Raw genomic sequence first — 22,386 nt, 5'->3', positions numbered from 1 at the left:
ATACTTATTACTTCTTTCACTACATCTAACTGGTCCTGCATAGTTTCGCCTCTTCAAATCCGAATTGTGCAGGACCTTTTCAATTTTACAGCAGATTCAATACACTATCTCTATATTGATCGTTATTTATTTGCCTATGGCTATTTACGTACTAATAAAGATTGGAATATTCTTAATGACCGGAATAAGGAATTGGCGACCAAAATCTCCACCACGGCTTACTCTTTTCAATGTATCGCCTGTTCCTGGAAAAATCTATAATAGGGTAATAATTGAAATTGTCACTAATGGAGAAAATACCGAATCAACCTTATCCATCATAAAAAGAATTTCATCTTACAAATTTAAAGATACTATATACGTTCTAACTGAGTATTACGATAATTTTGATTATGGTGTATCAACGATAAAGGTCCCAAAGGAATATTCAACACTAAAAGGATCAACAAAAAAGATGCAAGCTCTCCAATATGGAATCGAAGTATTACACGATCTTGGATATGGTCACGAGACCTACATTATCCATCTCGATGACGACTCATATGTGAACGAAGACTATATTCAATATGTTCGTACGATGACATCCCCTGCAGGCCAGGGCTCTGTGAAGTTGAGAGACTATACAGGGAATAACCTCACAGCGATGCTCGACACTATTCGAGTTTCCACGTGCCGGATACACTGTACATATAACAACATAAAAAATAAAGTGAAGTTTGTGCACGGAGAAGGCCTAGTCATTAGGGCAGACATAGAATACGAAATGGGATGGGATTATGGCCTAGCTGGCGCTGAGGATTTGATCATGGGGTATGGTATTTCAAAAAAATATTGGATCGATCACATACCTTGCAATATTTTTATTAACCCGCCAACAACTATCAGAGATTTTTTTGCCCAACGAGCAAGATGGCTGTCACACATATTTGGTGCCAAGAAGATTTTGAAATCTATGAATCCAAGGCTATTGTATTTTTATTATATGTTGTATTTGTATGGAATAACTGGAATAGTAGCAGAGTTATTGTGGATTTACGACCTAGCAACTGGAATAGGTTTAAATCCGATAATTTTCTTTTTTTCGGTAGTCAACTTGATTTCCATTGCTCTCACGTATGAAATAGGAGCTATGGGCACAAGTTGGAAGTACGCTATAGTTGTCCCTTTTGCTTTCCTCTTTCTTGGTCTTATAGAAAACATGACAACAATTTTCAGCCTTATAAAAATGCCAAATCCAAAGGATTTCAAAGTCATCTACAAGAAGCCGGCACCCAAGTAGAATTTTTGCCATGATCCTAAACTACGCTAAAAAAACGATTTCAACTCTAATACTAATTCCTCAATTTTCTAGAGCATAAGCTGTGATACAACTTTAATGCCGCCAATTTTTAGCTTTTTCGTACACGCATGAATCCTGAAATCATGGGACCATCTGAAGGATTTGGGAGGAACGTGAAGCTCAACACGGTATAAATTGCCGTAAAGCTGAAGCGACATACAATCAAAAACTGTTAGCATCCTTTTTCATGATTGAGGCGTAAAGGAAACATCGGTGAAGAAAGATGTTCCTAGAAATAAAATCGTGTGCTATCTGTTATTCTATGAAAGAAGATTGATCCGTACCCTGGATGGCAACACATCTATATTGAGTGGAACCTCACAGAATTCTAGAAGTACAATAAAAGGTTCCACAGCAAGGAATTGATCTTCAGTAATAGAGAAAGACATATTTATACTCTGGTCATTACCCTATTAATAATGATGGCCTTTAAACTCGATGACATTGTGCCCAAAATCGCTGGGGCATTCTCCATTAAGAATTATGAGGCAAAACAAAATGCTTCACTTATTGGCAGGTCAGGCGTGATTCATAAATTCGATCTGCTGCTGGAGTCGAGGAGTGACGAAAACGTCAAAGTAGTTGTACTGATCGTAAAATCACACGAATTGGTCAACGATCTTATGCTCTTCAATTCTTCTGCTGAGGACTGTGGAATAAATCTGAAAGCACTTGTTGTTGAGAGGGAAATGGACGAAATAGAATCAAATCTGGCTGGTATATATCACATCAGCATAATTAACCCGAGGTTGGATCGGCAGGTTGAGCCAAAAGAGAGCCTCTTCGGCGTAAAGGGCTTTGATCGCATGCTTAATGGTGTTATGAAGAAGGGGAATGTCTATATGATATCCGGCAAAGCGGGTGCCGGAAAGACAACGAGCTGCACGCATTTTCTCGTGCAGGGAGCGAGGCTGGGTGAGAAAGGTGCGATCATATTGTCCGATATGAGGCCATCGGAGTTCATCAATAATGCGAAAACCTTTTCCTTTGGCTTTGAAAAATATTACAATGATGGCCTTATAGAGGTCATGGAATTATCTGACAAGATCAGGGAACTCAAGCAAGAGATCCTGGATGATCCAAAGAATTACAGAAAATTTATAACGAAGTTGACAACCGAGATTAAGAAAGCCGTAGTCACCTCAGATATCGTTAGGCTTGCCATTGACCCAATAACGCCGATGCTTGTCGAGAACGACGATTTTGTCAATATCTTCTTCAACACCCTGGCGATGGATGGTGTTTACGTCATTGTGACCAGCGGGCTGAGAAAGAGTGATGTAAGTGTTTTCGGTATCGAGGAATATTACGTATCTGGCATAATCAAACTGGAGACCACAGACGGAAACAACTATCTGCGTAAAGCCTCCATAGTAAAGATGAGGGGTGGAGTATACGATCCTAAGCCATTTAGCTTCAAAATAACATCCGACGGTATAGTTGCTGCCGGAGAAGAAGAGACATCTGACGGATCGATACTGAAGCACTACAAGGGCACGAGATGAAGGAACGCAACGAGATACGTCTCTTTACTATCTTGTTTGTTTTTGATATAGCGTTCATCTTCGTCGGTATAGGTGCGTCAATAGCCGGTTCCTATGCCCCTGGGACTACCGTGGTCGATGACGTTTTCTCGACAGTATTCTGGATGGCGAACCTATTTTTCGGCCTCCAGAGCCTCACTTACATCCTGAATTTCAGGAGGAGCAAACTCTCCTATCCGGAGACAAAGGACAATGCGATAATAAGGGCGCAGAGAAAACGTGTGGCTCTCCTTGTGCCTATGTACAACGAGGATCCTGCGATGGTGCGCAATAATCTAATAGCCATTGTGAACGCGTCTAAGGAGTCCGCCAACGTTTATGTTCTAGACGATTCCACGGATGAGAGCGCTAAGCAGAACGAGGAACTGTGTAAACGCCTTAATATACCGCATATCCATCGGATAGACAGACATGGATACAAAGCTGGAGCTCTGAACAATGTCATCCCCGGCCTGAAGGAGGATTATGTAGCTGTCATGGACATAGACCAGATGCCCTCACCAGATTTCCTGAAGGAACCCGTGGAACTCCTTGACCGTGATCCAAAGCTGGCATTTGTGCAGGTGCCCCAGCTGTACACTAATCTCGATACCGGCCTGCTTGCGAACATAGCAAACGGGCAGCAGTTCATATTTTACGATATACTTCTCGAGGGTAAGAGCGTTGCCAATACTGCCTTTTCATGCGGCACAAATGTCATTTACCGAAAGGCTGCTCTGGCGAGCGTGGGATACTTCGACGAAGGGAACATCGTTGAGGATATAGCCACTTCGGTTCTTATGCTCTCGAAGGGGTGGAAGACCCTTTACTACAATAAGAGACTCGTTTTTGGTCGTGCGCCGGTGACCATGTCCGGGTACATAAATCAGCAGTACAGGTGGGCGAGTGGCTCCCTTGCCCTCATACCAAGGATCATCAGGGGAATACTATTCAATAAAAGCTTCAATATACAGGCAAAGATAGACTGGTTTTCCAGTGCACTCTGGTACCTTTATGGCTGGTTCTACCTGATCTTCCTTCTCGCGCCATTCCTTGCCGTCATAGGTGTCCGGATCCTTACCGTAAATATCTATGTATACGTTCTGGCATGGCTCCCCTATTCGATCATAAACCTCGGAACGTTCGTTATCACACATCTTGACAAGAAGGCACCCCTTCGCACAGTCTTCTTCAACATGTCATCAAATGTCATACTCTTTCCGCTGAGCATCATGGCCACCATAGGTGTAGTGTTCCACAAGAAGAGGGCTTTCGTCACTGCACGCACTGGTGGAAGGCTGCCATGGTGGAGGTTCTGGCCGCAGTTCACCTTGATGTTCATGCTCATATTCTCCATCGCCTTCCTACTTAGGTCGGGAACATGGTATGGCTATATTACGGCATTCTGGGCTGCATTCCAGTTATCCCTACTCATGCCGATCTTCTGGCTCAACAGAACTGCAAAATCCTCTCTTCTTGACGCACCCGCCTTTATTCGCACAGCATGAAACCGATATGATGCCGATCAGATCACGTTAAGATCACCGATGGCTTCGCCTGAGGTGTTATTCTTGATACTGTGCAGAGTGGCCTCAATATCCAGCAGATCGATGTTTTCTCCGTAATCAATGCCACAGAGGATTTCGTTTCCACCGGTTGACATTCTCTCATTTGATATCAGCAGATCAAGCCGGCTGAGCGAGGTGTTGCCAAGCTTGACGGCGGTGCCACCGGTGCCAATGATTTTCGCATTTATGTCCAGAAATGAATTTTTATTCCCGGCAGAGTATTCTCCGATCAGCATACCGAATTTCAGACTGTTCCTCGGATAACTGAGGGTGTTATTCCATACGATCCCCCTCATTGAGATGTCCGCGGAAGCGTCAATCTGGACGCCACAGTAGGAGCACGAATCCACCGAGAATCTGCCCATTGAAACGTGCTCATCTGAGGATATCGCTATGCCTGTTGCTGAATCCACTATCTGCACATCCTGTATCCGGACGTCCGCAGCCTTCTCGACCAGAAGGCCGGTGTTGCCTCCGAGGATATCGAGCGCTCCTACCGACACATTGTAGCCGGAGATCCTGCAAGAGTTCTGCGAACCATATGCTTCGTCATACACATTCCCAGAGCCATAGACTTTGAGATAACCGATGCGAATGGAGTTGTTTCCATTCTCACCGATGGATATTCCCCCCCTCCCGTTCGCATCTACAATAAGAAAAGGGGAGTAGGTATAGGCTTTAAACGTCATGAAAGGTTTAAAGAAATGCTTCGTCTCATTTACGATGATGGAATGCTGGTTTCCCTCGATGGTAAAACCGCTTTTAACGGTAAGTTCATCCCTGCAGATGTACCTCCCGCCTGTTAGAACGATCGTTCCGCTGTCGACGGATTCCATGGCTTCAGTTATACCGGAGGTTTCAGTTCCTGAGGTATCCGGTCCGAATTCGCATCCCCCATTCTTCTCTCGAGAGAGACCGTTGGACTGTCCTTTTCCGCTAACCTCAATCTTCATTGGAATTCACCGCTAAATAAGTGCATCTACTAAAGATATTCCCAGATGCCATCATTGACTCTGTCCGAGAAGACAAGCGTCGTTCTGATACCGACCTTGGAGCTGAGGGAAAAGAGAACGGAAAGGTAGTTTTTCACATCCTTCTGCCTGAGGAAAACGATAATCCTTAGCCTGTCCCCAACATATTTAATGAAGACATAGAATCTCTGAAGACCATTGACATTTTGAATATCGACAAGAGCGTTGAGGAAATCATTGTTAACCGGGACCACGTATATCCCTTCTTCCCTTGAGATCTCAATCCCCACCTTCTCTATTTTGTGTGACGTGTAAAGTATCACCCTGTGGACACCTGTCTTTGAGGTATCGTTGGAGAGTTCAGCAATTGTGCCCTCCTTGAGAATCGGCACGATGAGGGGATCCGTGTACACGGCTGCCGGGATATCATAGACTATGACTGAAACTGGAACGCTCTCATCCTTCTTCCGGATGAGAGAAATAATGCCAAGAGCGGGCCTTATTATTACCTCATCGAAAAATTTGCCCATGTACTTTTGCAGAAGCAGGGAGAGTTCCTCACCGGAACTGTGGTGAAAATGGAATCGGACGAGAAGTTTACCGCCCTCAATGTTGAGCAGAAGGGATGATACCGACGGAATGATGCTGATTTCCCTAAGACAGTCGGAGACCTCCATCTCCAGTGGAAAATCAACAACTATGTTTTCAGTAGTCTCCCTCTTAATGTTAAGGAACTTTGTGAAGTTAGAGGATGTCGTTATCTCGTCCTTTGGAATGTACGCGGTCAACATGTTGTTCCCGGAAGACGCGTCAAACAGCACAGGAATTGATGATCGCACAAACCTCGAAAGGCTGAGCATAGAACCACCTCTTACTATCGCGAACCTACATTCCACATCCAGTTTCCTCTCGATCTCCTTTATCAACAACGAGGGATAATCCACAGAATAAAATAATACTTTCGCATGTTTCCCGCGAATCTGTGAAAAAACAAAAAATACTATAATATATGTGTTAGCGTTTATGTAAATAATGTTGTCCGACATAGATTCCAGGTTGAGCATGTCCTTTTCTGTTTCGTTCGAGGTCGATAGCTTTATCCTCTCCTCCGTTGTTAACGCAGATTGCCATCTTCCCTTAAACGTTCATGATTCAGGCGGCAAGTGTAATATCGACTTTTTTGTGGAGAATGTATCCTTACCCAGAGAGGTTTACGACATCTTCTTACCTGTTCATATGGGGCGATCCGTAATTTTATCCGAGATCGTGAACTCGGTTTCTTTGAGAAAGCTTCACGAATCAACGACATCCATTAATTCCCTCGTTATGAGCGAGATCTATTCATGGAGGAAGCAGATTTTTGCAACCTGCCGTTTCCATGAATCGGATAAGCATGCCGTTACAGATTTTGTAAGGAAACTCACTTCATCAGATCAAACTGTCAACCTCTTTCGTCTGGGAAAGACTGAAGGGTTGAGACATAGCCTTGATTCTATTGACTCGAGGACCCAACTCTCTGCCGTTTTATTCTCCTACCGTGAGGCGGAGGAAAACGGGAAATACTTCCTTGAGTGGAGGGGGGTAGGTGGGAAGAATAATGCTGTGCTTTACCCTGCGGACGAAGATAGGTCACCGTTGTTCACCTCCATTCAGAGCAAACCCTTGACAAAGGTGCTCTCTCGCATCCTGAAGGATCAACTTCCAATAGCATCTTATCTCGAAGAGCACTCAGAAGGTGTTGTAAATTGCGTGGCTATCGTTCCATCCAACCTAATAAACCCTTTTTTAGCCAGAATAGTAAATTTTGAATCGGAATTCGCGGGATTCGAGGCTGATGCTATATATCCGTATTCTGAGGTTAAGGAGATAATTTGAGCGAAACCGAAGTATTTCATTCGGTCGTATAACTCAAGTTATACAGCATTAGGTCCCCGTTAAAATTACATCCTCGGCTCAAATGCACTTTCTTTCTGAAAAATATTGTTTTTCTAAATCTATGCACCAGATTCAACCGCAGTCAATGTTAAGGCTGGACCTTTTCAACTTTACTGCAGGTTAAATCCACTATCAGTTAATACTTTGCAATTGTTGTCATTCAATCTTTCTAACCAGGATTTCGCCCTTAACTTCATAAAATCCAATATGTTCAGATTCTGACACATTCAATTTCTCCGCAACCTCTTTTGGAAGGGTTATTCTCAGTGAAGAACCTTTGGAAGAAGTTCTTGTTACAGCAATTAGTTTGTCCGGCATTGATAAGGTAATAAATGGGATAGGTTAAATCTTATGGCATATTAATTTTGCTTGAATGATAGAAAACAGCGATATCACTATATATAAGTGAAACCTAACAATCTAAAATGACAAAGAGTTTCGATAGTTTTTCTTCATCGCTTGGGAAAAAGCCCTTGATATTTACCGCACTTCCACTGCGAGATAACCGTACTGGCGATCCATCGCATGATCAGAAGATAATGGCAAACCTTGAATCGAGGAAGAAAGATCTTGCTGATGAGCTCAAGAACTTCTCGAGACTCAATGCTGTGAGCGTTCCGGAGCTTGTTGAGGAGAATCACGAAGGGAGACCCAGGTACAACAGTATCTATACGCGCTCGCTCTCCAGGGGAACAGCGGATCTCATTGGAAAGGATGCGATAGTCAACAAGGTCGTAGCCCATATGGAAACGTACGAGATGTTTGTTGACTGGCTGAGTGAAACTTATGCCCTTGGGTTGAAGAACATGATCTTTGTAGGCGGAAACACGAGGCATCATCGTTTTCCTGGACCGAGCGTCTCGGAAGCAAATCTCATCGCCAGACACCTGAATTCGCTGAACAGACTGGAAGGTATGACCATAGGTAATATCTGCCTTCCGGAGAGAAGGGAGGAGGCAAAGAGGATGCTTTTCAAAACCATTTCCGGAGCACAGTTTTTCACGACTCAGATACTGTTCGACAGTTCCCAAATGATCGGACTTCTTCAGGAATACAGCAGGCTGTGCCGTCTTGCAGATATCGCACCCTCAACGGTACTGCTCAGCTTTGCTCCACTGAGAAGCAGCGCTGACCTCAACCTTCTGGATTTCCTCGGAGTAGAACTTCCAGATAAACCCAGAAATTACATCCTGGAGAGCGGTGATCCTTCCGGTGCACCGAAGAGGTCTGTCATAAATGCCCTTAAGGTCTATGCGGAGGTGATCACAGCATCCTATGCCGATGGCGTCCTGGTTCCATTGGGGGTGAATATAGAACAGTTAACGAGATCAAACTTCAAGACATCAATGCTCATGCTTGAAGAGTTTAATGATGCAGTGGATGCAGAGCCTGACAGAATAAGTGACATGGTAATCTCACTGGATCGGGAAGAATGATTCCTCTCGTTATTCCAGGTTGAGGTTAACCGAATGAGAACAATTCCCAGATCGACATGTCTCACGAACAGCATTCCTTACATCTTATAGTACAATCTTTTTATTGATGCATTTATATACCACTGACGTTGACGGAATCAGAAAGCAGGAAAAGGAATGTAAGATCTCTCGGGGGGGATGCGCTGTACCTTACTGTGCAGTCCGGTGTGCAGCTCGTTTCAGGCGCAATCTTTTATATAATAATTGTACGATTGTTTGACACTACCATTGTAGGGGCGATTGCGCTCATGATGGCTATCGTCGGATTATTCAGCGTCATATTCTCCTTCGGCCTCGGAACAGCTGCTTCGCATTTTGTTGCATTTCACATCGGAAGGGAGGATTTTGCCTCTGCCAGGAAGTCGATTCAGCGTATCGTGCTTTACGGTTTCCTGCTCTCCTCCTTGGGTTTTGCGCTCACAATTCTTCTTGCCCCTGAGCTTTCCATGATCTTCTTCAAATCGTATTCGTATGTTTTCATTGTCCGGTTGCTCTCGACCGTCGTTTTCGGCACGATATTACTCGGTGTTCTGAACGGTTCCCTCATCGGTTTGGAACTTTTCCGGCTGTCCGCCATTATTTCCATTGTCGTATGGTCCGTTTATTACTTCAGCGGCATATTTCTCGCATTTTTTATAAGGTCGATACATTCGATAATAATAGCCTGGATCATCGGGATATTTCTTGGTGTTGTTATAGAGGCTGTTGTTTTATGGAGAATCCAGAATAGATTTCCAGAGAGGGGGAGTGTGCTTTCCACCAATGTACTCTTCATGTATTCAATGCCGATCCTTTTTTCCTCACTCATGTCATACGGAGCTTCCTATACCGATAGGTTCGTCGTTGCAGGTCTTATGCACCTGTCTGAGCTCGGCGTTTATAATTTTGCCCTTCTGATTACATCGTCCGTGGGTTTCATTGCGACTCCTTTCACAACCATCCTTTTACCGAAATTTTCCGAATTTTTCGCGCACGGTCGCCTGGACGCGATAAGATCGAATGTGAGATCGAGCATAACGATTCTGTCTTTTCTTTACATACCCTCCGCCCTGGGCATCGGAGCGCTTTCCCCGATGATTCTCGCTCTGCTGGGAGGTGCACAGTATACCAGCGGTTCTTACGCTCTGACGATTATCATGTTTTCCTCAGCGCTCTTTGTCGGAATAAACGTGCTGTCCCAATCCGTTTCGGCTATACGGAAGACCAAGGTGTTTATGTTTTCCAGCGCTGCTGCCTTAGCGTCTAATGTGGCGGTATCCATAGCCTTGATTCCGATATTCGGCCTTGTTGGTGCCTCCATCGGATATTCTTCCGTATACGCTTCAAGTTTTCTCATGATTTTCTACTTTGCCCGGAAGGAGGGAGTTTCCTCGTTCAACCTGAAATCTCTCGGCAGGATATGGATCTCCTCGTTGACCATGTTTGCCATAGTTCTTCTATTGGTCACTCTTGTCAGTTCGTCGCTTTATCTGCTTCCCGTTTATATTGTCCTCGGGGCAGGGATATACCTGGGCCTAGTAAAGGCTCTGAAGGCGATTGAACACACAGATCGGGACCTTCTTGTGTCGATATTATCAAATAATTTGAGGTCGATCAGGAGACTTGTCTTCATGCTTTGGTCCTGAGTAGATTGTGCATCTTCGGGTTAATGACGAGTGAGAAATGGCAATATTTAAATGTTTCCTACGATTAAGCTATTGGAAATCGGCATGAATATAAATCAGGCAGCTCTGTCTCATCCCTACTTAAGTCGAAGTTTTGAGAAGGACAGTACGTTCACTGTTGTGATCCCTGCCTACAACGAGGAGAACAGGATTAAGCCTGTTCTTCAGGAGATATGTGCTTATATTAGTTCAAACAATCTTCCGTGGGACGTTATTGTTTCCATTGACGGTAATGATGGCACAGAGGCCCTTGTTAGGGGTATGTCATACGAGTATCCTTTCCTGAGTTATACAAAAGGTGATGGGCGTGGCGGGAAAGGAGCGGCCATAAAGAGGGCCATAAATATTGCTTCAGGGGAGTTCGTGATGCTAATGGATGCAGACGGCGCGATCTCGTTTAAGGAAATGGTAAAATATGTTTCCTATCTTGGTGAGTATGATTTAGTTAATTTTAATAGATACAGAAATAAGGAGAATAAGATTCCAAGATTGCGCAGGTTCGTTAGTAGGGGTTATAATTTATACATAAGCTTACTTTTTGGTCTTGATGTTGAAGATACCCAATGCGGTTATAAAATGATGGAAACTGATATGGCGAAAAAATTATTTCAGAAACTTACAATTACTAATGGATTCTTCTATTCTCCTCTCTTTGTTTACCTCAAGAAGATGCACATGAAAACTATCGAAGTTTCTGTAATGTATAATCATGGTGATGGAAGTAAATTTAACGTGGCGTCCATGGTCTTGGGGGGATTTGTTTCTGCTCTGGCGTTTAGACTGAGAAACTCGCCACTGTGGAAATATGTTCCCAGAAAACTTGTTGATTTATATTATAGAAAATTCAGATGGATCTGATATCGTTCCTGAGCATGCTCTTTACTTCGGAGCGAATGTCGTATTTCGGAGAGAATCCGAGGTCGCGCCCAGTTTTTGAGATATCCGCCTTTGTGAAGTACTGGTAGCTTCTCAAGGGATTCGGTTTATACTCCGCCTCAAGAGAGGAATGCATTTCCTCCTTCACGATATCGTAGATGCCATTGAACATCGTGATGACACCAGTGCCGATATTATATGATTCGCCGGATCTTCCGTAAAGCATTGCGAGAACCGATGCCCTCGCCGTGTCAGCGACATAGATGAAGTCCCTGCTCTGATTGCCGTCGCCGTATATAACCGGCCTCTCGCCCTGGCTGAGGGAGTTGACGAAGCGCCAGACAACGCTGGCATACTGGGATTTTGTGTTTTCCCCTGGGCCGAAGGTGTTGAAATAGCGCAGGGATACACATTCCACGCGATCCAGAGAGGAATAGTACCTGGCGAGGTATTCATCGAGTACCTTTGTTATCGGATAGATACTGGCATAGCTCTTCGGCAAATTGTCCTCTTCGGACATTTTTCGCGTGTTGCCATAGGTCGCGGAAGACGAGGCAATTACGACCCTTCGAATGTTCTTCCGATAGGCAAATTCCAGGACGTTGAGCGTCCCGTTTGCATTCACCTCGAACCCCCATAACGGATCCGATTCGAACTGAGGGGGCGAAGTTACAGCGGCCAGATGGAAGACCCCGTCGAATTTCCCGGCTATGTTCATGAGGCCTTGAAAGTCCGTGACAGATACGCGATAATCTGGATTGCCTGTGATGTCAAGCGTGTAGGCACTGTCTCCCCTCGAAAGGAGGTAATTCTTGATATTCCTTCCGATGAAGCCTTACCCACCGGTTATTAGGAACCTTCCGGACATAATGCGGTTATAATTCAAAAGAATAAAAAAGGTTCACTTCATTGGATAGCCATCGCACAGATTCAGAGCATAAAAGCGGTCTTGTCAAATAACTTACCGTATTTCACCGCTGAAATGGTCCTGGGCTTGACTCTGAATGCCTGGCAGTAGTCGTTGAAAGCCCTGAATTCACCCAATGGATCGAGAAAATCATCGAACATTATCACGTCACCGTCTTTGAGGTATGGATGAAGAGATACAAGGACAAAGAGAGTTGACGAATAGAGGTCGGCGTCAATGTGCACTACGATCCTGTTCTTTCTCTCATAACTTTTCAAGAAATTGCTGAGGGTATCCTGAAAAAGGCCTTTGAAAAAGGTCACGCGTTCATCGTGCAACTCCGGTATCTTCCCGTCTGTATCAAATGCGTCTTTTCCAAACTCCTTGAACCAGGGTTCCGGAAGGCCTGTGAATGTGTCGAACCCATAGAACCTGCTTTCCGGAGAAACGCTCAGGAGACTCCACTCGTGGATGGAATCCCCTCTAAAAACACCGAACTCAAGATAATCGATCGGCTCATCCTTTAAAATTTCATGATAGATATACTGCCATTGCTTCGATCTTCCTGCGAACACAGGAACATTCTGATTCCCATCTGCAAACGTTCTGTTTATCGCATTCCTGTTCATCCTGTCGATAGTGATGGAATAACGCCTCCATAATAACATAGCTATTGTCTGTTTCTCTCTTATGTCCATCCACTTTACGATCTCCGAAGTGTATATTTACCTTTCTACATCTAAATAATAGAAAGGGAGACGTAAAAATTACGGGCCACATTAAAGAGTTCTGAATAATATCCCTCTTTTCGTGACTGGGGGCTATAACTCTAAAAAAATCTTAAAAATGAAGAGGTTTCTTGATGCGAGTTATTTACAGAATCGAAGGATATTTAAATTAGCAGAAATTGATTCATCCTGCTATTTGTTGAACAAAGAGAATATTCCAGAACTTTATAACTTAGTAAAACCTTTACCAAGTTTATAGCGGTATCCCAGGGGGATCATCTCATTCTTTAGGGACTGAAATTCTGCATAGTCTAGATTCCTCTTCGGTTTGAGATATCCGTTGCTATCGATCAGTTCGAACTTTGAAGAAAGCACACCAAGCTTCTCCTTCAATTCATCAGAGCTTAATTCCGCTCCTACAGAAGAGGTATCCGAATAATAGTTCATCCATATGCCTATAGGCATGGTCGCTGATCTCGAAATCTCACTCAGAAGGTATGGATCGGCTCTGCTGTAAGCCCGCTCTATTTCTTCCTGGACAATCTCCCTGATCTTTGCTGCGTACTTTGCGTATTCCCTTATCAATTTCTCATCTGGTATCATCTTTCTCACCTCAACTAATGCTTTCTATAAGTGATACGTTAGAATTATAAAAGGTTATCGATTATATAAACAATAATGAAGTTTATATTCTCCTTTATCATTTCATTCAGTAATTATGGAATTAAAGATTGAAGCTCTTGAAAAAAACTCTGGTATCTTGAGAATTTTGGTAATTCTGAAGCGAAATGGGGAGATAAATTTCCAGCGGTTTATAGATATTTATCATCTTTATCCTAATTCACTGTATCCTGCGATAGAGAAGGCAAAAGGTCTTGGACTTATAGATGTGAGGATCGATGCTTCGCCCAGACCTAGAAAAAAGATGATAAAACTCACTGAAAAGGGTGAGAAAGTGGCGGAACACATCAGTATGGTAAACGATTTACTCTAAGCTCCATCTTTCTTTTCCTCCTCTTTCTGATCACTCTTCTTTGGCATTATGCCGCCACGTAACAAGTGTACTTGAGGACTTTGCAGGTTTTGCTTCTCATTCGGTTTATTTGGAGAGACAATGGTTATCGGGGGCCTAACAGCAGTTATTTTACCTGAGGAGATAGCTTCCTGGACTTGCTTAAAGAAACTGAAATTGTATTTATAGAGGTACATCTGTCTCATGGCTACGCAGAAATCTATGAAACTTGTCTCTCCGCTCAAATTTGTTATCTTTACATATTTTCCGGTCTTAAGAGCACTGGCGAAATCTGCGGGATAAACGACCCCAGCGACTGGAAGCTTCGAGTCCTTGTCCCAGCCCTTTACGGTAATGACGGAAAAATCAGAGCTACAGTATCGTTGTTCAATAACAGACTTATAGGTTTCAGCATCTTCAAACTCCTTTTTGAGTTGATCTGAGATTACTCTTTCCGTGACACCGACAATTAGTTTCTCTATTCCCGGGTTTGGCTTCAGCCTTTCCTCAACGATATCGGAAATGAACTTTGAGACATCATCCTTTATCTGATTCAATTCATGACCGATTTCAGTTTCTTTATAGAAAGCCTCATTGCGCCTGTTTCGGTAAGATACAAGATCGTCGTATTCTTTCCCGTCTATGAACCTTAGCTTATCGGTATCGAAGTACCTAATTCCGCCAATACCGTCACCCGCCACTTCCAGAAGAATCCTTATTGCGTTCTCTCTAACTCGCGCATAACGTTCGATAACGCTACTTTGATTCATATTACCGTTCTCTCTTTCCAGTGCCTTGTCAGTCCAGTATTTCAGAGATTTCACGGTATCTGGAGTACCGAATCTTATAAGATCGTAAAAATCCTGTGCATTCTTAATTTTATCCTTCTCTTTTTCTTCTTCGGTTCTTATTCTGTTCAACTCCTCTCCTTCCGTGTCGATCTGGTTATTGATACTAATGAGTTCTATTCTCTTTTTCATTATCTTAGTGCTTATTTCGTTTACCTCTTTTATCCCGTTTTCTACAATTGTCTTGGTCTGCATCAATGTGGAAATTTCGCCTTCTAAAGATTCTTTATGCTTACGAGCTTCTTCCTTTTCCGTGTTTGTACTAGCGTACTCCTCTTTAATCCTGTTGTATTCTTTCGTCATTGATGATATACTGTCTTTCAGCTCTTTTTCCTCCTCTCTAAGTGCATCAAGTGAATCTTCAAGAGATTCTGTTTCCTTATAATAACGCAGAAGATCATCAACCGCATCTGCTGGCATTACGTTTGTATTTTCAGTTACCAGGTCCAGCTGTTTGAGCACGCGGTGATCCCATCCTTTCTTGTATAGGCTGTCAAGGGACTTCACTATATCCGAGATCTCATGTGTGTCTGTCTCGAAATTAAGTCCGAAATTTTCCAGATCGCTCAGAGAAGATATTCTCTTTATATCAAAATTATGCTTTCTTGCCTTGCTGTAAAACTGATTGAGCTGATCAAGGTCTATGTCGTTTTTCTGTATGAATCTATCGATTTTCTTTGCGTTCTCTATTATACTCGTAGCATCCTCCTTTTCCTTTTTGACAGATTCAAGCTCTCTCTTCACCTCGTCGAGGTTTTTCTTATTAGCAGAGAGTTGTTCGTTCACCTTAAGCACCTTGTCCTTCGCTTCTAGCTCAGCCTTTTTCTGATGCTCGATGCTGACACTTATCTGAGTCAGCTCTTCTTCCTTCTGTTCCTTCTCCTTCTGCATGCTCTCGATCTTCTGTTGAAGCTCCGAAGGTTTTATGCCCTTTCCGATCAGATTTGTCACTGTCCATGACACTTCTCTGACGATCTCCGGATTGTTGATGTCCTTGAGCGCATTGCCGATGCCTATCAACTCATCGATCCCTATTCCAAGGGATTTTACTATAGACGCTATAAGAGCTCCACTTTTCATCTCTGGAAGTTCAACACCGCCTTCACGCATGAACTTTCCTACCGATAGGAGTTCTTCGACGTACGGAAGCGTTTCTTTGAAGATTCCAATATCTCCGTTCCAGAAATCCTGAATCCAGCGCTGAACAGTACTCTTCGGTATACCGGTAGATTTTTCTATTTCTGAATAACTATATCCCTTAAGGTAGAGGGTATAGACCTTCTCAAATTGTTTCAAATTCATATTGATCTTGGATTAACCATGCATATGCATTATTTTATGATTCGTATAAATAGTCCCTTTCTCCCCTATGATCGAACCGTACGATTCATTTTCAGTTTCTGTGCATACTATTTTTCTCCGATCATTGGATGAAATTTTTAGAAACTGCAAGTTCACTTCCGATACATGTACGGACATGCAGGGAATCATGGGCGTGAGAATTCATGATGCGCAAATAGGTCGCTCATGAGCCTATGGTTGGTCGATGGTACGATCGATGGTACTGGAATGGGTTGGATCATGGGTCAAGGAAATATTTTATCCATTTGAAGATGAAGACCTGTAGATAGATGTAAGGGATAGAGCACTTAGCTCTCTTGTATAAGATTTGATTCGTATCCCCAGCTGATCAGACATAATCCCGCCCTAGTTCTCCTTGTCGTTATAAGTCTTTATTGAATCATTCATTATACACTTTTTCAATCAACTTTTCCCACAATTCAGCTGTTTTGTCCCAGGAATGCCACGAACCTTATAATCCTTTGACGGAAAAAACTGCGAAAAAAATATCCGTCCTGACCTAATATACCAGTAATTATGCTTTCACGGACCGATATCGAATGGGGTAGATATTATAATTCCATGCTTAAATTTAAGAAATGAAGAATTATGTACCATAGTGAAAATTGCTTATGTGGGAGATTTTATAAACCATGGCAAATCGTTGCAAACAAATGGTACTTCAATTGTGATTCTCCTGTCTCTATTGGAAAACGTGGACTCTATTGACGTATTTTGCCCTGAAGAAAACGACAAGACTGAAGAATTTGAACTTCCATCAAAGGTGATACTACGAGAATTTTATAGATATGGTAATTCGAAATCGATCCTTCGACTTTTAAAGATACCATGGAAGAATTATGATGTTGTCATATTCAATATGCTACCCACTGGATTTGGCAATGGAACTATGGCAAACGCAACTGCCCTTTTCGTCCCAATATTATTGGTGAAGTTACTCAAACAAAAAAATATTAGGGTAATACACCACAATTCAATATTCACTAATGATGTTAGAAAACTAGGTTACGATACTGGATTCGACAAAATCCGTTCGTTTTTTCTTGGAATTGTTGAAGGGAGTTTATTTAAAAACGTGAAAACATTCGTCTTTCTTAATCTTTACAAGGAAAAAATTAACGAATCCGTAGGGAAAAACAAGGTACATTTACTAAATGGACGATATTTGGAAGCAATTGCCACGATCTATATTAATGGCGCAATGCATGTGAAGTCTTTAGAATATGAAAAGAAGGATATACCAACGATATTGATGCATGGTTCATGGGGACCGCAGAAAAATATCGAGTTAGGCCTCTCGGTATTGAAGAAACAAAAAGAAGAAGGAGGCAAATTTAGACTAGTTGTATCTGGAGGTTTAAATCACCATTTTCCAGAGTACGAGAAAGAATTTAACGAGCTGCTCCATTCCTATTCTGATATCATTGATGAATATCTTGGACCCGTCGCTGAAAGAGATATTATGAAGATTTTTCTAAAAACGAGTCTATTGTTGCTTCCTTATAACATCCCTGGAGGTCATTCTGGTGTTTTGGAACAAGGCATATTTTTTGAGGTCCCTACCATTGCAATCTATTTTCCCGAGTACAGAGAGCAAGCAAGAAGTTTAGCAAACGTAAAGCTAGTTCCCCCAGAAAATTTTTCAAGCGCCATTAAAGAGATGCTAAAAAACAATGATAGCAAAACAGAATTAGAAATAAACCAGAAAATCCATGAGCTTATACAGAATATAAAGATCCTTCTGAGTTAAAGTTGAATTTATGGAATTTATATATTGAATACTGTACCAGGTTTGCTATAATTTCGAAACAAGAAAGGGATTAGGACGAGAAGGACCTTGAAGATTATTAGAAAATTTATACTCTTTACTTCGGTAATATTATCTGAATACATCTGAGTAAATTCTTATATATTCTTGTCTTGCTTTATTATCAGAAAATTCTGAACACCTTTTTTTAATTAATTCTGAATAATAATTTAAAGAATCCAAATCTTTTCCCAAATAAATCAACTCCAAATATTCATGTACCACGTCCGGATTTTCAACGTAAATGCCACTCTCACCGAGGAGTTCGGGTGCCGTTGCACATTTATTAGAAATAACTGGGAGAGAGCTCTTTATGGATTCTATCAATGGGATATTAAAACCCTCATTTGTAGACACATTCAGATACGCATCGGCCGCGTTAAAATAAAAAGAATAACACTTGTCCTCAACTCGTCCAATATTAATACAATTTTTAGAATAAATAGGCGCACCTATCTTTATGAGTTTATAATCATCGGACAATGAATCTGATATTCTCTTAAGTGTATGTAAATTCTTATTTACCCCGTCACCGGATACATTCAATAAAAGTATTTTACTATCTGGAAGTCCCAACAACTTTCTAGAGGCTTTCTTATCTCTATGGTGAAATCTGGCTCCATCAACTGTCTCATGAACAACTTCCGGTTTAATCCCAGTATGTAATCTGATTTGATTAGCAGAATAGTGACTCGGAGCTATTATTTTCTTAAACCTCTTTATTCTTGAGTGAAGTTTAATCATACCGTAGTTATATCCTATACCCCGTAGAAAGCTTCTCGCATTTGGCGATTTTTGCAACCTAGCTACTGTGAAGTAATACTCGTGAATAGTCGCAACCGCTTTTTCGGAAGCAGAAACCAGAGAATAATCAGATCCCAGAAGATGTATGTTCTTTTGCTCGAACTGTTTAGACTTCTTTATTTTTTTAAAATTGAATTTGTTTACAAATGGTATTTGTAATATATTATCCGCATAAAATGTACTCAAATTAATTGAATTATCAAGTTTTTGCCCCCGTATATATGGAACCGAAAAAAGTTTCATCTGTGGAAAATAATCGTGAGTGACCCGGTACAGTTCTAAAGCATAGTTTCCAATTCCTGAGTCACCGCTCATGTTTGTGATTAGATTTATCTCAGTATCATTCAATATGAACCCTAAAAGATTATTTTAGAATACGTTTAAACTTTACTATAACCAGAAAGGATTCGAAAATATTACTCTTAACCTTAAATGAAGACTTCTCTCAGAAACATTTCCTGCCTTTTTGGCTCAAACTTAACAAGTAAAGAAACTGGTTAATCGAAGCTTTATCAACTTGAATCGAGTTATAGTCTCGAGCCGAATCATTAAATATATTAAAGGGCAAATGATTGGCGCTTATGAATATACGTATACCTGTTAGCTCTCCGTTAATCAACGAAGATGACATAAACTCGGTTACGAAATGCCTAAAATCTGGATGGGTCAGTTCGCTTGGTGAAGATGTTTTGAACTTTGAGAAGGCATTTTCAAGTTATCAGGATGCTAAGTATGGCGTATCCACGAACAGTGGAACGACGGCACTTCACCTAGCTTTAGCCTCCCTGAATCTTAAAGAAAATGATGAGATAATTATGCCGACTTTTACAATGATTGCAACTATAAATGCAGCGGAATATTTGAAATTGAAAGTAAAGTTAATAGATGCAAACATAAAAACTTGGACGATGGACACTGAAGCCTTGAATGATAAGATAACAAATAAGACTAAAGCGATTATGGCCGTACATATATATGGGCACCCGGAAAATATGATGATTGTTGATGAAATAGCAAAGGAACACGATCTTTTAGTAATTGAAGATGCTGCTGAAGCCCATGGAGCAGAGATTAATGGAAAAAAGGTTGGAACGTTTGGTGAAGTTGGTTCTTTTAGTTTTTATGCAAACAAGATCATTACAACCGGTGAAGGTGGAATGAACGTTACCAACAACCAGGAATTAGCTGAAAGAATGGCGTGGTTAAGGGCTCACGCTTTTGGAAGAGGGGGAAAGCATTTTTGGCACGAAGAGCTCGGCTATGGATACAGGATGTCTGCCTTGCAAGCAGCTTTAGGAGTTTCCCAGGTAAGGAAAATAGATCAACTAGTTCAAAAGCGAAGAACAAATGCGAAACTATATAACGAGATGCTGCAGAAACTTTCAGATAAAAATTTATTGGTCACTCCTAAAGAGGAGACTTGGGCAAAGAATGTTTATTGGATGTATTCAATTTTAGCAGATCGAAAGCATCGTGACAGCTTGATGGCGTTTCTCGGGCAGAAAGGAATAGAAACTAGAACTTTTTTTTATCCGATACACAAACAACCATATTACAGGCAAAGATACAGCGACGAAGCATTCCCTGTGGCTGACGAGCTATCTTCGAGAGGGATAAACCTCCCATCGGGTAATCTTCTCGATGAGGAAGATATTATTGATGTTTGTTCTGAAATAAATAATTATTTCACAGGGATCTAGATAAATTATGAGTAAAAGAGCGTTGATTACCGGAGTCACTGGTCAAGATGGCGCATATCTTTCGAAGTTTCTACTGGATAAAGGTTACGAGGTATACGGTACCTTCAGACGAACTTCTACACCAAATTTTTGGCGCCTGAACTACGTTAACGTCTTGCAGGATATCGAGCTTCTTCCAATGGATCTTACAGATCTTAGCTCTGCTATAGAGGCAATAAAATACTGCGATCCCGATGAAATATATAATTTAGCTGCACAAAGTTTTGTAGGGCGCTCTTTCGAAGAACCTATCTCTACATCTGATGTTACTGGAATCGGTACTACGAGAGTGCTTGAAGCGGCGCGAATCTTAAAAGTTGATGCACGAATATATCAGGCATCAACAAGTGAACTATACGGGAACGAGACATCAACTTTAAAGTCTGAGAATACTGTCTTCTGTCCAGAGAGTCCTTATGCGGCTGCAAAACTTTATTCTTATTGGATAGGGGAAATATACAAAAAAGGGTATGGTATGTTTGTTGCTAACGGAATCTTGTTTAACCATGAGTCTCCTATTCGTGGAATGGAGTTTGTAACAAGGAAGGTTACAAACGCTACCGCAAAAATAAAACTGGGACTTCAAGAGAAGCTATATTTGGGAAACATGGATGCTGTTAGGGATTGGGGATTTGCTGGCGACTACGTTGAAGCTATGTGGTTGATGCTCCAGCAATCCGTTCCGAACAACTACGTAATTTCCACAGGAATAGGACATTCCGTTAAAGAACTTGTTGATTTAGCGTTTAAAGAGGCTGGTCTTTGTAAGGATGGGTACGTTTTTGTTGAACCTGCTCTCAAAAGGGTTAATGATGTCAATGCTTTGATAGGCGATAACACTAAGGCGCGCGAATTTTTGGGGTGGAAGCCCAAGACCTCCTTCGAGAATTTAATTAAGCTAATGTATAGAGAGGATCTTAAAAGGTGGTCGGACTATTTATCTGGGAAGGAAGTTATCTGGGATGCACCATCTTATAGTGAGAAGGTGAAAATAGCCTCAGTTAGGTACAGTATCAAGATATGATTACTCGTTTCTGAGGGAGAAATTATGAATTGGATAAATAGTTATAAAAAGCTGGCGGATGTATATATCGAGGAATTTGAGAGTCGATGGAAGGAAGGAGTGGATGCTGCCACAGCACTCTCTCATTACGTTAGGACTAATTTCCCAGGCATAACTCGTGTTTTAGATGTTCCATGTGGTATAGGAAGACTCTCTATACCCTTGTCTTTGCTGGGCTTTAGTGTTCTCGGGATAGATTTTTCTGATAAATTTATAGAATGTGCAAATAAAAAAAAATCAGAATATAGTTCTAAAACTTCGAAATTCGTTGTAGGTGATATGTTCTCTAGCGATGAATTAATATTAAATCACAAACCACAGCTTGTCATCAACTGGTGGACAAGCATCGGTTATAACGATAGGAAAACTGATTTGAAGTTTTTGAAACACTTGAAAATGGTTACCGAACACGGAACGATATTGATTGTCGAAACTTGGACCAGGGAATATGTCATCAATTTTCCAATAAGGCGTTTCTGGAACGATCTAGGAAATTCAGTAGTTATTGTGAGCCAACAAGTTGATCCTCTTACTGAGTTTGTTAAATCTGAACACAGTTATTTTAGAAAGATAAATGGTGATCTTAAGTACGTAGGTAGTTTTACATCCAAGATTATGCTTTACAGCGTTCTTGAACTCAGAAATATGTTCGAAAGCGCCGGTTGGAAAGTGCTTCGTGTTGCTAATTCGATAAGTCAAATTGATGGTTCATTTAATCCACGAATAGATAGATGCGTATTTGTTTGTAAATCTTTTTAACGAGGA

The 22,386-nt window shown here is 41.6% G+C and carries 20 protein-coding genes; 12 read left to right on the top strand and 8 right to left on the bottom strand.

Translation table 11 applies throughout. From position 1 onward, the window contains the following. The first annotated feature begins 136 nt into the window (after positions 1 to 136). The 3 genes from LVQ96_04610 to LVQ96_04600 all read left to right on the top strand — a co-directional run bounded on the left by LVQ96_04610 (position 137) and on the right by LVQ96_04600 (position 4,370). On the top strand, positions 137 to 1,279 hold the full coding sequence (locus LVQ96_04610; GenBank protein MCW6170437.1) for a glycosyltransferase family 2 protein: 1,143 nt from the start codon (positions 137 to 139) through the stop codon (positions 1,277 to 1,279). Positions 1,280 to 1,758: 479 nt separating this feature from the next. Continuing rightward, complete coding sequence (locus LVQ96_04605) at positions 1,759 to 2,844, top strand: hypothetical protein (protein ID MCW6170436.1); 1,086 nt, start codon at positions 1,759 to 1,761, stop codon at positions 2,842 to 2,844. Then, positions 2,841 to 4,370, top strand: coding sequence for a glycosyltransferase (locus LVQ96_04600; protein MCW6170435.1), 1,530 nt, complete (start codon positions 2,841 to 2,843; stop codon positions 4,368 to 4,370). The genes LVQ96_04605 and LVQ96_04600 overlap by 4 nt, the downstream gene beginning before the upstream one ends. Before the next feature lie 17 nt (positions 4,371 to 4,387). Here the strand turns inward: LVQ96_04600 and LVQ96_04595 are convergent, their stop codons facing one another. Both LVQ96_04595 and LVQ96_04590 read right to left on the bottom strand, forming a co-directional pair. Further along, the gene (locus LVQ96_04595; protein ID MCW6170434.1) at positions 4,388 to 5,383 is read right to left on the bottom strand and encodes a hypothetical protein; all 996 of its coding nucleotides are present in this window, start codon (positions 5,381 to 5,383) and stop codon (positions 4,388 to 4,390) included. 29 nt (positions 5,384 to 5,412) lie between these two features. Beyond that, positions 5,413 to 6,447, bottom strand: a complete 1,035-nt coding sequence (locus LVQ96_04590) for a hypothetical protein (protein ID MCW6170433.1) — start codon at positions 6,445 to 6,447, stop codon at positions 5,413 to 5,415. Here LVQ96_04590 and LVQ96_04585 point away from each other — a divergent pair. Then, positions 6,434 to 7,276 (top strand): hypothetical protein, encoded by an 843-nt coding sequence (locus LVQ96_04585; protein MCW6170432.1) that lies wholly within the window; start codon positions 6,434 to 6,436, stop codon positions 7,274 to 7,276. The genes LVQ96_04590 and LVQ96_04585 overlap by 14 nt on opposite strands. Positions 7,277 to 7,492: 216 nt before the next feature. Here LVQ96_04585 and LVQ96_04580 read toward each other — a convergent pair whose 3' ends face one another. Continuing rightward, a complete protein-coding gene (locus tag LVQ96_04580; protein ID MCW6170431.1) occupies positions 7,493 to 7,654 on the bottom strand; it encodes an AbrB/MazE/SpoVT family DNA-binding domain-containing protein in 162 nt (53 codons plus the stop codon). Between the two features lie 107 nt (positions 7,655 to 7,761). On the opposite strand from LVQ96_04580, the gene LVQ96_04575 reads away from it, so the two are divergent. The 3 genes from LVQ96_04575 to LVQ96_04565 all read left to right on the top strand — a co-directional run bounded on the left by LVQ96_04575 (position 7,762) and on the right by LVQ96_04565 (position 11,333). After that, complete coding sequence (locus LVQ96_04575) at positions 7,762 to 8,772, top strand: hypothetical protein (protein ID MCW6170430.1); 1,011 nt, start codon at positions 7,762 to 7,764, stop codon at positions 8,770 to 8,772. Positions 8,773 to 8,900: 128 nt separating this feature from the next. Next, positions 8,901 to 10,436: an oligosaccharide flippase family protein gene (locus LVQ96_04570; GenBank protein ID MCW6170429.1), complete on the top strand. Its 1,536-nt coding sequence runs from the start codon at positions 8,901 to 8,903 to the stop codon at positions 10,434 to 10,436. Positions 10,437 to 10,520: 84 nt separating this feature from the next. Next, the gene (locus tag LVQ96_04565; GenBank protein ID MCW6170428.1) at positions 10,521 to 11,333 is read left to right on the top strand and encodes a glycosyltransferase; all 813 of its coding nucleotides are present in this window, start codon (positions 10,521 to 10,523) and stop codon (positions 11,331 to 11,333) included. On the opposite strand, the gene LVQ96_04560 is transcribed toward LVQ96_04565, so the two are convergent. From LVQ96_04560 to LVQ96_04550, 3 genes are all read right to left on the bottom strand, one after another. Further along, complete coding sequence (locus tag LVQ96_04560) at positions 11,320 to 12,168, bottom strand: NAD-dependent epimerase/dehydratase family protein (protein MCW6170427.1); 849 nt, start codon at positions 12,166 to 12,168, stop codon at positions 11,320 to 11,322. The genes LVQ96_04565 and LVQ96_04560 overlap by 14 nt on opposite strands. A 113-nt stretch (positions 12,169 to 12,281) precedes the next feature. After that, positions 12,282 to 12,956 (bottom strand): TylF/MycF family methyltransferase, encoded by a 675-nt coding sequence (locus LVQ96_04555; protein MCW6170426.1) that lies wholly within the window; start codon positions 12,954 to 12,956, stop codon positions 12,282 to 12,284. A 255-nt stretch (positions 12,957 to 13,211) separates the two neighbouring features. Continuing rightward, the gene (locus LVQ96_04550) at positions 13,212 to 13,589 is read right to left on the bottom strand and encodes a hypothetical protein (protein ID MCW6170425.1); all 378 of its coding nucleotides are present in this window, start codon (positions 13,587 to 13,589) and stop codon (positions 13,212 to 13,214) included. A 115-nt stretch (positions 13,590 to 13,704) separates the two neighbouring features. Between LVQ96_04550 and LVQ96_04545 the strand changes: the two genes are divergently transcribed. Next, a complete protein-coding gene (locus LVQ96_04545) occupies positions 13,705 to 13,980 on the top strand; it encodes a hypothetical protein (protein MCW6170424.1) in 276 nt (91 codons plus the stop codon). Here LVQ96_04545 and LVQ96_04540 read toward each other — a convergent pair. Then, complete coding sequence (locus LVQ96_04540; protein ID MCW6170423.1) at positions 13,977 to 16,148, bottom strand: hypothetical protein; 2,172 nt, start codon at positions 16,146 to 16,148, stop codon at positions 13,977 to 13,979. The two genes, LVQ96_04545 and LVQ96_04540, sit on opposite strands and share 4 nt — an antisense overlap. A 673-nt stretch (positions 16,149 to 16,821) precedes the next feature. Between LVQ96_04540 and LVQ96_04535 the strand changes: the two genes are divergently transcribed. Next, a complete protein-coding gene (locus LVQ96_04535) occupies positions 16,822 to 17,958 on the top strand; it encodes a glycosyltransferase (protein MCW6170422.1) in 1,137 nt (378 codons plus the stop codon). Positions 17,959 to 18,087: 129 nt separating this feature from the next. On the opposite strand, the gene LVQ96_04530 is transcribed toward LVQ96_04535, so the two are convergent. Further along, positions 18,088 to 19,167 carry a glycosyltransferase gene (locus LVQ96_04530; protein MCW6170421.1) on the bottom strand — a complete coding sequence of 360 codons (1,080 nt, stop codon included), beginning with the start codon at positions 19,165 to 19,167 and terminating at the stop codon, positions 18,088 to 18,090. A gap of 233 nt (positions 19,168 to 19,400) precedes the next feature. Here LVQ96_04530 and LVQ96_04525 point away from each other — a divergent pair, with 233 nt between their 5' ends. From LVQ96_04525 to LVQ96_04515, 3 genes are read left to right on the top strand one after another with little or no spacing between them, the layout of a single operon-like run. After that, positions 19,401 to 20,519, top strand: a complete 1,119-nt coding sequence (locus LVQ96_04525; protein ID MCW6170420.1) for a DegT/DnrJ/EryC1/StrS family aminotransferase — start codon at positions 19,401 to 19,403, stop codon at positions 20,517 to 20,519. Between the two features lie 7 nt (positions 20,520 to 20,526). Next, a complete protein-coding gene (locus LVQ96_04520; GenBank protein MCW6170419.1) occupies positions 20,527 to 21,582 on the top strand; it encodes a GDP-mannose 4,6-dehydratase in 1,056 nt (351 codons plus the stop codon). Between the two features lie 24 nt (positions 21,583 to 21,606). Further along, positions 21,607 to 22,380, top strand: a complete 774-nt coding sequence (locus LVQ96_04515; GenBank protein ID MCW6170418.1) for a methyltransferase domain-containing protein — start codon at positions 21,607 to 21,609, stop codon at positions 22,378 to 22,380. Positions 22,381 to 22,386: the final 6 nt, after the last annotated feature.

It is taken from the genome of Thermoplasmatales archaeon (assembly GCA_026127925.1).
In the GTDB taxonomy this organism is placed as follows: Archaea; Thermoplasmatota; Thermoplasmata; order Thermoplasmatales; family Thermoplasmataceae; genus JAKAYB01.
This window is presented reverse-complemented; position numbering and strand designations above follow the sequence as displayed.